This is a genomic window from Undibacterium cyanobacteriorum, from assembly GCF_031326225.1.
Taxonomy (GTDB): domain Bacteria; phylum Pseudomonadota; class Gammaproteobacteria; order Burkholderiales; family Burkholderiaceae_D; genus Undibacterium; species Undibacterium cyanobacteriorum.
In genome coordinates, this window is the sequence record NZ_CP133720.1 from 2,929,522 (window position 1) to 2,940,821 (window position 11,300).

9 protein-coding genes are annotated in these 11,300 nt (G+C 45.9%); 4 read left to right on the forward strand and 5 right to left on the reverse strand.

The genetic code is table 11. The features are described 5' to 3' along the window. Nucleotides 1-65 precede the first annotated feature (65 nt). The 5 genes from RF679_RS12395 to RF679_RS12415 form a co-directional block, all read right to left on the reverse strand. Nucleotides 66-2,438 carry a methyl-accepting chemotaxis protein gene (locus tag RF679_RS12395; RefSeq protein WP_373921678.1) on the reverse strand — a complete coding sequence of 791 codons (2,373 nt, stop codon included), beginning with the start codon at nucleotides 2,436-2,438 and terminating at the stop codon, nucleotides 66-68. Between the two features lie 82 nt (nucleotides 2,439-2,520). Then, the gene (locus tag RF679_RS12400) at nucleotides 2,521-3,102 is read right to left on the reverse strand and encodes a chemotaxis protein CheW (RefSeq protein ID WP_309480945.1); all 582 of its coding nucleotides are present in this window, start codon (nucleotides 3,100-3,102) and stop codon (nucleotides 2,521-2,523) included. Between the two features lie 12 nt (nucleotides 3,103-3,114). Continuing rightward, nucleotides 3,115-3,480 carry a response regulator transcription factor gene (locus tag RF679_RS12405; RefSeq protein ID WP_186924570.1) on the reverse strand — a complete coding sequence of 122 codons (366 nt, stop codon included), beginning with the start codon at nucleotides 3,478-3,480 and terminating at the stop codon, nucleotides 3,115-3,117. 26 nt (nucleotides 3,481-3,506) lie between these two features. Continuing rightward, on the reverse strand, nucleotides 3,507-3,908 hold the full coding sequence (locus tag RF679_RS12410; RefSeq protein ID WP_309480946.1) for a response regulator: 402 nt from the start codon (nucleotides 3,906-3,908) through the stop codon (nucleotides 3,507-3,509). A 193-nt stretch (nucleotides 3,909-4,101) separates the two neighbouring features. Then, complete coding sequence (locus tag RF679_RS12415; RefSeq protein ID WP_309480947.1) at nucleotides 4,102-4,272, reverse strand: rubredoxin; 171 nt, start codon at nucleotides 4,270-4,272, stop codon at nucleotides 4,102-4,104. 372 nt (nucleotides 4,273-4,644) lie between these two features. On the opposite strand from RF679_RS12415, the gene hemL reads away from it, so the two are divergent. From hemL to RF679_RS12435, 4 genes are all read left to right on the forward strand, one after another. Further along, entirely contained in the window at nucleotides 4,645-5,925 is a 1,281-nt protein-coding gene (gene hemL, locus RF679_RS12420) for a glutamate-1-semialdehyde 2,1-aminomutase (RefSeq protein ID WP_309480948.1), read from the forward strand. A 421-nt stretch (nucleotides 5,926-6,346) separates the two neighbouring features. Next, nucleotides 6,347-8,215, forward strand: a complete 1,869-nt coding sequence (locus RF679_RS12425; RefSeq protein ID WP_309480949.1) for a TolC family outer membrane protein — start codon at nucleotides 6,347-6,349, stop codon at nucleotides 8,213-8,215. Nucleotides 8,216-8,397: 182 nt separating this feature from the next. Continuing rightward, complete coding sequence (locus RF679_RS12430) at nucleotides 8,398-9,081, forward strand: transglutaminase-like cysteine peptidase (protein WP_309480950.1); 684 nt, start codon at nucleotides 8,398-8,400, stop codon at nucleotides 9,079-9,081. Between the two features lie 61 nt (nucleotides 9,082-9,142). Then, entirely contained in the window at nucleotides 9,143-11,056 is a 1,914-nt protein-coding gene (locus tag RF679_RS12435; RefSeq protein ID WP_309480951.1) for a bifunctional diguanylate cyclase/phosphodiesterase, read from the forward strand. Nucleotides 11,057-11,300 lie beyond the last annotated feature (244 nt).

The following is an 11,300-nucleotide window of genomic DNA, read 5'->3' on the forward strand; positions in this document are numbered from 1 at the left end:
AAGATCTAGTGTCTCGCCTCGCTATTTTGTTCTGATCGCACCGCAGTGCGATCAGGCATGTATCATCAGGCAGTAACCCGGAAACGAGATACGGAGTTTTTCAATTCTTCCGCTAATTTCGCCAAGTCTTTAATGGACATAGAAGTTTGTTGCGTACCGTTCTGAGTTTTTTCGGTAATCGTCAAAATGTGTTCGATATTTTGAGCAACGCCGTTCGCAGATGTCGCTTGCTGTTCGGTCGAGAGGGAAATACCTTGAATCAGTTCCGCAAGACGGTTTGAAACGCTACGAATTTCAGACAACGCAGTACCCGCAGCGTCGGAGAGTTTGGCTCCTTCCACAACCCCCTGTGTTGATTTTTCCATCGCGGCAACCGCATCGTGCGTATCCGTTTGAATCGTACGAACCAAAGCACCAATCTGCTTCGTCGCTTCAGCTGAACGTTCCGCAAGACGCTGAACCTCTTCCGCAACAACTGAGAAGCCTCGCCCCGCTTCACCCGCAGATGCCGCTTGAATCGCTGCATTCAACGCCAAAACGTTGGTCTGTTCGGTAATGTCAGAAATCAATTCTGTGATCTCACCAATCTCTTGTGAAGATTCACCGAGACGTTTAATACGCTTAGAAGTTTCTTGGATCTGTTCACGAATCTCGTTCATGCCCTTGATCGTGTTCTCTACCGCCAAGGCTCCTTGTTCCGCAGCAGCAACCGACTGACGCGCAACCTCTGCAGATTCATTCGCAGAGCGAGAAACTTCTGTAATGTCGTTTGCCATCGTGGTAATCGCTTTACCCGCATCAACGATCTCACGTGCTTGTTGATGAGACGCTTCCAACAATTCATCAGAAATACTTTGCGCTTGTGCTGACGCATTCGTAACCTGAACCGCAGTCGTCGTAACACGACCTACCAGACCACGCAACTCTTCCACCGTGTAATTAACGGAGTCGGCGATCGCACCAGTAATATCTTCAGAAACCGTCGCTTGCACAGTCAAGTCACCGTCCGCAACTTCCTGCAATTCGTTCATCAAACGCAAAATCGCAGCTTGGTTCTGTTCGTTAATAGCGTTCGCTTGCTCTTCTTGTTTCTGCGCCAATTGCATTTGCATGTCGGCCTCGATACGACGTTGGTTCGCTTCTTTAGTACGGTTACGACTGTCTTGCAAGAGAACGACCGCAATACCAGCTGCAGAAACCAGCGCTAAGGCTGCGGACAACATCAACAACCAGAAAGAAATATTGAACGAGTCTTGCTGTTGTACATAGGTTTTTTCCAGAGCGGAAATTTTTTGCTTCAGATCTTCGTTTTCATTAAAGATAATTTGTTCCGCGCCTTTCGCGCCAGTGAACGAGTCGAGTTTGACAAGAATGTTATCAACGTTCTTCTTATAGTCCGTAAATACTTTTTGCAGTTCGGTGATTTTCGCGCGCGTTGCTGGTTCTTTAGTTGCTTGTAATTTGAGAACCTCACTACCGTTCAAGAAACCTTCGACCAAATCGTAGTAGGTATTCGCATCTTTACCGAGCAAGAACGCCTTATCTGCATTAATTGTGTCGGTTGCCATAAATTCCGCCGCGCTTCGAGCCAAGCGCTGCGTCAACATCACCAGCTGTCCCGCCGCGAAAATCGCTTGCGGTGAAGCACCACCCTGAACCTTTTGGGATTGAATTTCGTCTGACAAAGAAGCCAAAGGTGTAGACAGTACGTTCATACTCTCCAAGTCTTCACGGAAAGCATTCAACTCCTTTTGTGTTTTCAGAATCGTGGTCGCAGCTTTATTTGAGTTATCCCATGCTTTTTTTGTTTTTTCCAAAACGGGCAACAAGGAAGAACTTGCTTTGGATACGGAACGACCGTTGTACTGACCACCATTGATCAGAACGTCCAAGTTTGAATTAATCACTTTCTGACTATCTGACAACTGTGCGAACGCGATCGGCTTACCGTAAATAGCATTCGGCGCTGCTTTACCAATACGTTGTGAGTGCATCAGAATCTCACCCGAAATCTGCGCTTGAGTGGAAATCAATTCAGACTGTTTCGCGTTCAACCAAACGAACACCGCGCTCAGTAACAAGGTGGTACCCATCGCGATCAGTAAATAACGAATCTGACGTTGCAGGGACAGATGTCCGATCAACGGCAAACGAATATCGCGTCCTTTTTCAATCGCATCACCGATTAAGGTCGCATCCACACGATTGATCGTGCTGTCTTCTAAAGGAATTTCCTCACTCGGCTTCTCGAGGTCACTGAGTGAACTCGCCTCTTGTTCGGAGACCATACGCACATTTTGCGCTTCTTCGATGGCCAATTCAGATGGGATAGCGGCATCCGCAACAGGCTCCATCGCAACTTCCGAAGGTTTGTTCGCAAAGTCCAGATCCTGAACTTCTTGATCCTCTGTCGACTGTGTTTGATTATTCAATGCCATTACTAACTCTCCTAAACGATTGAAAAGCTACGCTTTTTCTATTTTGTTTTTCTTGCCAAACTACTTATTACAATTCAATTTCTTACAAACCAATATGCAGAAAGTCTTGATCTTGCACTAGTAGCGCAAGACTGAGCTGCCACCAATCATTACCATCCGCATCAACAAACCGGTTGAGCAACCAAGGTTTCCCCGAAGCTGCATCATCAGCCTCAATCAACTGCATGTCATCGACATTACGTAACCCGAGCACCTTCGTCACCAACAAACCACTATTGAAAGAAAGCGCATTGGAAAAAGCAAGGACACGACAGGAAGATTCAACTGCTGTGGGCTCGCCGCCGCCAAAGCGAGAAAAATCGATGACACTCGTTAAGCTACCCCGGACATTTGACACACCGAGATACCAATCTTTGGTCAAAGGGACTTTCGTCATATTTCCCGCGGCAACAATCTCACCGGCCTCTTTAAGATCGATCAAATAACGCCCTTTGCCGATCAAAACGCCTAATTGATTAGCTCGGGTTAGCGAACCGGCTTTAGCAGCCTGCATGCGCTCCATCAACTGTGCTTGGAAGTCACGCAAACGAGCACGGCGCCCTAAGGCATTCACCTTGGGCGCAGCGACTTCGCTCGTGTTTTCGTCTCGAAGTTTATCTGTCATAAACTAGACCATTTAACCAAGGGCAGCGATTTTTGCCAACAACTCTTGCGGATCAATTGGCTTCACCAAGTAATCGCGCGCACCTTGGCGCAAGCCCCAGATACGGTCAGTTTCTTGGTTTTTGCTGGTGCAAATAATGACTGGGACATCTTGAGTTTCTGGATCGCGTGAAATCGCACGCGTGATTTGGAAACCATTTTGACCCGGCATTACCACATCCATCAAAATTAATTGAGGCTTATCCGCTTTGATCTTGAGCAAAGCATCTTCACCATTCTCTGCCGTCGACACAGAAAAGCCATTCTTCACCAAAATATCAGTCAAGAAGTAACGTTCAGTCGGGGAATCATCAACGATGAGAATCTTTTGTATTGCCATTTTCTACCTCAAAAAATAAAACTACGTTAATTAGCTACTACGGTCGAAGTGTACTTTCTGACCGTTTTCAATAGGCTATCTTTTGTAAAGGGTTTTGTGAGATATTCCTCTGATCCGACCATAGCACCACGGGCACGATCGAACAATCCATCTTTCGACGAAAGCATGATCACTGGCGTATCTCGAAATTTCGCGCTCTTTTTAATCAATGCACAGGTCTGATAGCCATCAAGTCGTGGCATTAAGATATCGCAAAAGATCAAGTGCGGATGCGTATCATTGATTTTGGCCAAAGCATCGAAGCCGTCCTCCGCTAATACGACCTTATAGCCAACCTGCCCAAGAAAAATTTCTGCTGATCTTCGAATCGTGCTGCTATCGTCGATCACCATTATTCTCAAATTTTCATTACCTGTTGTCGTTGACATGAATCTATCTCGGAGTAAAAAGAATAGTTACCACACTGCACTGTAACAAAATTTATCAAGCTTGCACCAATTTTTTAAGTGATTCTTCACTACGAAACAACATTTCGGAATGTTATTGAGATCATTGAGGTTTTGCGCCGAATCTCGAAGCTCGATCTCAAAATAAAAACGTTTTTATTTTAATAACCAAAATTTACAAGGGAACCATATCAAAATCTTCTTTTCTTGCACCACATTCTGGACAAGACCAGTTAAGTGGCACATCCTCCCACTTCGTCCCTGGAGGGATACCATCTTCTGGCATACCTTTTTCCTCATCGTAAATCCAACCACAAATCAAACACATCATCGATTTGAATTCCACAATTACCATTCCTTTTCGTTAACGACTTTAAAAAACCATTCAGATAAAATTTGCGCGTTTATAAACGCTTATAATCTTGCCTTGTACAAGCGCATGTCGATCAATCTGAACGAATTTTGCTAGGATAAACAAAGTTCGAATTTTGATCTATAGATTAAAGCAGCAGTCTTACATACCATCGCCTCAGTTAGCCACAAATTGACCGAGACATTCAACACGATCGTCTTGAGAGACCAAGAACTAGCTTTCAAAAATCGTCTTTTACACGTAACTTTCACGAATTCGACCAAATTATCCAACTCACCTCACTACCGAGGCCAACCTCTAAAAATACACACTAGTAAATAGAAAACTTCCTTGGATCAAATTACCATGTCAAACAACGAATTATTGTTTCAACGCGCCCAAAAAACCACACCCGGAGGCGTCAATTCACCCGTCCGCGCCTTTAAATCAGTCGGCGGAACACCTCGCTTTATCGAACGGGCTCAAGGTCCTCACTTTTGGGATGCCGATGGCAAACAGTACATTGACTACATAGGATCGTGGGGACCAGCCATCCTAGGGCATGCTCACCCACAGGTAATCGACGCAGTGCAAAAAGCCGCAGCAAACGGCCTCAGCTTCGGCGCACCAACCGAGGGAGAGATTCTCATGGCCGAAGAAATCTGCAAACTAGTTCCATCGATCGAACAAGTGCGATTGGTTTCGAGTGGTACCGAGGCCACGATGAGCGCGTTGCGCCTTGCCCGCGGCGCTACAAAGCGCGACAAGATCATTAAGTTCGAAGGTTGCTATCATGGGCACGCGGATGCCTTACTGGTCAAAGCTGGCAGCGGCCTACTCACTTTTGGCAATCCAACTTCGGCAGGCGTTCCAGAGGATTTCACCAAGCATACGCTAGTCCTTGACTATAACAATTGCGAACAGCTCCAAGACGCCTTTGCAAAGTACAGTGACGAGATTGCCTGCGTCATCGTTGAACCAGTAGCTGGCAACATGAATCTGATCAAAGCAAGCTCAGACTTCCTTAAAACGATGCGTGACCTATGCGATCAGCATGGAAGTATTTTGATTTTTGATGAAGTGATGTGTGGCTTCCGTGTTGCTCTCGGTGGCGCGCAAAGCGTATATGAAATTACGCCAGATCTTACAGCACTTGGGAAAGTGATCGGCGGGGGCTTACCCGTAGCTGCTTTTGGTGGACGCGCTGAAATCATGAAACACCTTGCCCCTTTAGGTGGCGTCTATCAAGCCGGCACACTTTCAGGCAACCCAGTCGCCGTTGCCGCTGGATTAACAACATTAAAGTTAATTCAACAAGCTGATTTTTACGAAACCCTTACAAGTCAGACAAGCAAATTAACTGCTGGATTTAACGCAATTGCAAGCAAACTGGGAGTTGAGATGTGTGCCGATTCCATCGGTGGCATGTTTGGCATTTACTTCACCAAAACAATCCCCACTAGCTACGCCGAAATGATGCAAGCAAACAATGCTTCTTTTAACAAATTCTTCCATTTCATGCTCGACGCCGGTGTGTACTTAGCACCATCCGCATTCGAGGCTGGCTTCGTATCAATCACCCATACCGATGAAATCATTCAGCAAACGCTCACCGCAGCTGAAATATCACTCTCCCAATTAGCCTAACAAGCTCCAGGACTCTTCTAATTCACTGATTCGGCGCCCTACTTTTATGTAGTGGCGCCGAATTTTCTTGTCACAAGCAAATCAAGAATAAAAAAAACACGTCAATCATTCGGTCGATACACAAAAGCATCAAAAGTAGTCACAATTTGCAATAACTTGCCATAACTCACTTACATGTAAACGATCACTTACACGTCAAATTCGTGTAAAAATCACTCAAATAAGCTTCAATCGTGTAAGAAGTGATGGGTGGCATGAAGCTTGCTATTGCCAATTGTAATTTCGCAAATGAATGTTCGAATTACCAATTCAAAAAAAACAAATTCTGTGAATTTTTGCAAAATTCTTATGATTAGCTTTAGAACATGCTTTAATTGTCGATAATTCATCTATACCATCCTCTAAAGAGTAAAAAGAAACCATGCACATCAAACTAAAACAAATAAGCTTGGCGATTAGCCTGCTGTCTCTGTCGGTTGCTGCTGGCGCACAAGTACAAACCCTCAAGGAAGTTACCCAAAAGGCCGTTTCAAGTAATCCTGAGGTTTTAGCTAAATGGCATACTTTCCAATCCACGGCATCGAGCCGTGATGCGGCGAGTGGCGCTTACCTACCAAGTGTCAATCTAAATGCCGATGCTGGGCGAGACACGAGAGACAACCGCCTTGGTAAGAATGAGTTAAATCGTACGTCAACGAGTTTGAGTCTCAATCAAATGCTCTTCGATGGCTTCTTAACTCGCAATCAAGTAAAACAACTTGATCACCTCAAGCAGGTTCGTCTCTATGAGCTGTTTGACACATCTGAGAATATCACTCTCGAGGTTGTTCGAGCCTACTCAGACGTGATTCGTTATAGAAAGCTCGTCAGCCTATCCGAAGATAACTACGTTCGCCATCGTGCTGTGTTTGAACAAATTCAAGCAAAAGCAAAGGCTGGCGTAGGTCGCCGTGTTGATCTCGAGCAGATTTCCGGTCGTCTCGCTCTCGCCGAGGCAAACTTGATCACTGAAACATCCAACTTGCATGACGTCAGTGCACGTTTTCAACGTTTAGTGGGTGTCATGCCAGGTAAAGACTTGGAGTCACTCACTATGCTGACTTCAAACTTGCCTGGCGATATCGTCAACGCGCTGAATTCCGCCTATGGAAATCATCCTGGCTTGCTCGCATCGATGGAAAATATTGCAGCAGTCAATAGTGGGCTCCAAGCGCGCCGCTCCGCATTTCAGCCGCGTGTAGACCTTCGTGCAAGAGCCGAGCGTGGCAACAACATCGACTATGTTTCCGGTCGCACAAACAACAATACCGCTGAAGTCGTCATGACATGGAATCTCTTCAACGGTGGTAGCGACAAAGCAAAGACGCAAGAAGCTGCCGACCAGGTAAATGTAGCGAAGGATTTACGTGACAAGACCTGTCGCGATATCCGCCAAACATTGTCAATCGCATTCAACGACACCCGCAAACTAACCGACCAGCTCGGCTTTTTAGACCAACATCAATTGTCGATTGAGAAAGCGCGCGATGCTTACCGTCAGCAATTCGAAATTGGTCAGCGCTCCCTGCTCGACCTGCTTGATACTGAAAACGAGCTTTTCCAAGCGAAACGTGCTTTTGCGAATGCCGAAATCGACCTGTACATGTCCTACGCCCGCACTCATGCAGGCATCGGTCAACTGCAATCAACACTAGGCTTGGAAAATGTACTGACCAAAGGTGAAAAGAATCGCGATAAATCAGAATTAGCCGATTATTCTGCGGCCTGTCCAGCAGAAGCCCCCAATTTGTACGTCGCCAACAAAGACAGCCTCAATCAACGCGCATTAGAGATGGTGGGCTCACTCGCCGCACCTGACAAAGGAAATCCTGTTGTAGCTCCAGAGCCAGTTACGACAACACCAGTCGCACCAGGCAATGCTCCTAGTGCAAGTCAAATTGCGGCGGCAAGAACCAGTATTTTGAACGCATTGAAAGGCTGGCGCGAAGCATGGATTAGTATGGAACCGGAGCGTTACTTCTCCTTCTACAGTGAGAAATACACTTCACGTGAATCTTGGCGTGCAGCTCGTCGGGCGCGATTGATGGGAGCGCAAAAAATCACGCTCGATCTCAGTGATATCAAGTTCTCGATGCAAGATGCAACGCATGCTGTTTCGACTTTCCATCAGACTTACAAATCAAGTTCGTATCAAGACGAATTAGAAAAAACGATCTATTGGGAATACATCAAAGGCAAATGGCAGATCGTGAATGAAACCGTTTCTGGCCCTAATGCCCGTCAATGGTAATTTGAGGTGACTCAGTAAAAGCCCACGCGATTTGACGTGGGCTTTTTTTTAGTTGATTCAAACCAACAAAAACAACATGATGAATACATTGCATAGGGAAAATTCTTGTAGAATGGGTCGACTCAAAGTCGCACTGCCAAACCCACAGACACGACCATCCCCTGCACCGGAAACAGCCATTCATGTTGAGCCATCAGCACATCGCCAAAAGATTTCCGAGCGGGATTTTGTTGATCATCCTACTCAGCATCCATTTAGTTGTCCTCTCAGCGCTCAATCTTGACCGATTACGTGTCTCGTTCAAGCAGCTTGGTGGAAACGAACAAACATTTAATGAATGGGCGAATTTGATCGCGGCACTCAATGACCAAGCAACCGATACCAAGATCCAGCGCATCAATGCTTTTTTCAATAAGAAATTGGTTTATTTCGAAGACACCGAGATTTGGGGGCAATCTGATTATTGGGCAACACCACTCGAAAGTCTCGCAAAGGGTAAAGCCGATTGTGAGGACTACGTAATCGCGAAGTATTTCAGTCTTAGAAATCTAAATATTCCCGACTCACAACTCCGTTTGGTATATGTAAAAGCAAAAATTGGTGGTCCCAATAGCAGCGTCCAACAAGCGCATATGGTCCTAGCGTATTACCCAAACCTTGATGGAGAACCGCTGATTCTTGACAATCTCATTTCCGACATTCGGCCAGCGTCACGCCGAACCGATTTGAGCCCAGTGTTCAGCTTTAATAGTCAAGGGGTATTCGCTGGTGTTGCCGTCAACGCGCAATTAGGGCCCGGCGGTACCGGCCGACTATCGAGATGGCAAGAGCTGCTTGATAAGGCTCGAAAAGAAGGTTTTGAGTAAACAAAAGTTAGTGCCAAGATATAAAACAATTCGCTTAAATTTAGCAACTGAGGAATCTACCATGTCTATGTACCGACAACTCTGGCTAGCAATTGCGTTAAGCACCTTGCTTGCGCTCGCGGGCAGCCTGTTCGCGTCGATTATGAGCTCCCGAGCCTATCTCAACGAACAGCTCAAGATGAAAAATACCGATAACGCGACAGTGCTCGCCCTTTCACTCAGTCAAAAAAATGTCGATGCGACTGAGCTTGAATTGATCGTCGCATCCCTATTTGATAACGGCCATTATCAATCAATTCGAATTACCGATCCAAAAGGAAAATTGATCGTTGAACGGGTGGCTAGCACTGAACAGAGTCGTGTACCGGCTTGGTTCATGAGTTTGCTGCCAATCGAATCTCCACCTGGTGTGGCGCAAATTAGCAATGGTTGGATGCAAGTTGGAACCATCTCTATCGTGTCTCAGACCGGCAATGCTTATCAGACACTGTGGGCCTCTACAAGAGAGATGATCCTTGCTCTGGCACTTTCAGGGATACTCGCGTCCTATCTCGGATCTCTCATCATACGACGCCTAAAACGCCCACTGCGCGATGTAATTGAGCAAGCTAAGGCAATGGTAGAACGTCGATTCATCACCATCGAAGAATCGAAGGTGCCCGAATTAAAACAACTGAGCATCGCGATGAATTCGACCACGAGTCTATTAAAGGCGATGTTCGCGGAAGAAGCCGAACGCCTTGAACAACTTCGTCGCCAAGCCAATACGGATACAGTTTCCGGACTCTACAATCGAAGTAATTTCCTCGCTCAATTGCAGATCACGGTAGAAGAAGAAAATGCACCTCCTGGTAGCCTCATTCTCATTCGCCTCAGTGGCTTAATCGAAGCCAACCGCGTCATTGGTCGCATCAAGACTGATGCCCTCCTCCGCAACTTAGGACAAACCCTCAATGTATTTCAAAATGAATTGCCAGATGGATTTGCTGCACGACTCAACGGTACTGATTTCGCGCTGTTGAGTCGTCAAACAGCCATTGACGACATCGCTCAATCACTCACTCAACAAGTTATCCAACAATTTGCAGACACTGGCGCCGAGGTTCAAGTCTTTATCGGCTATGGAACCTTTGAATATGGGATCTCCCCGAGCATCTTGTTGTCTCAGGTCGATGCCGCAGTAGCCTCCGCAGAGGCGAGCAAACAAAGTAGCGTCTTTAAAGCAGCTCCATTGAACATCGAGCATGCACCAAAATCCTTGGAAGAATGGAGCAAACTCATTCAACGTGCAATCGATCAAAACTGGGTTCGTTTAGATTATTTCCCCGTCATCGATCAAGCGCGCCAAATCATTCATCGTGAAGCGGCTCTGCGATTGATGTTTGGCGGAGAATGGTTCCCTGCTGGTCGCTTCTTGCCCATTGCTGAAAGGTTGGGATTGACGAGTCAGCTTGATTTGATCGCCGTAAAATTAGCGCTACAAGAGATTCAAAGTAGCGGAAATACTGAACAGGTTTCTGTGAACATATCGTCGCGCTCAATTAACGATAATGATTTCCGTGAACAGCTCAAGATCATGCTTAACGCCAAGCCAGAGTCTAGTCGTTTATTGTGGATGGAGATTCCCGAAGTTGGCGCGTTTGCCAATATCGATACCTTCCGTAACTTCCATCAAGCAATCAGAAAATGCGGCTGCAAAATTGGACTCGAACATTTCGGCCGTCATCTCGAACAAATCAACGTGATGCACGATTTAAATTTAGATTTCGTAAAATTTGACGTTAGCTTTATTCGTAATGTCGAGAACGTTCCAGCAAATCAAGAATTCTTACGAGGTGCAGCGGGAATCCTGCATCGCATGAATCTCATCGTGTTTGGCGAAGGTGTTTCAAGCGAAGAAGAATTCAATTCTCTCAGCCGACTCAATCTTGATGGTTTGACTGGTCCCTATATTGGAAAAATCATTAAGGCTTAGATTCTTAAGCATCAAAAAAGGAACAAAAAAAGAGGCGCTAAATGCGCCTCCTTTTTTGTTAACCTCGCCCAGATATTTAAATATTCAAAGACTCCAATATGCAAACACAAACATTAACGAATAAAAACCATACAAAGCTTTTACGCGAGGCGTTTATTTCAAAGCCTCGCGTAATCGCTTAGTTCATAAACTCGACTGTGATTCTTAATGCAAAGAGGGGGCAAGCAGCCCTCCTCTAGTCAAA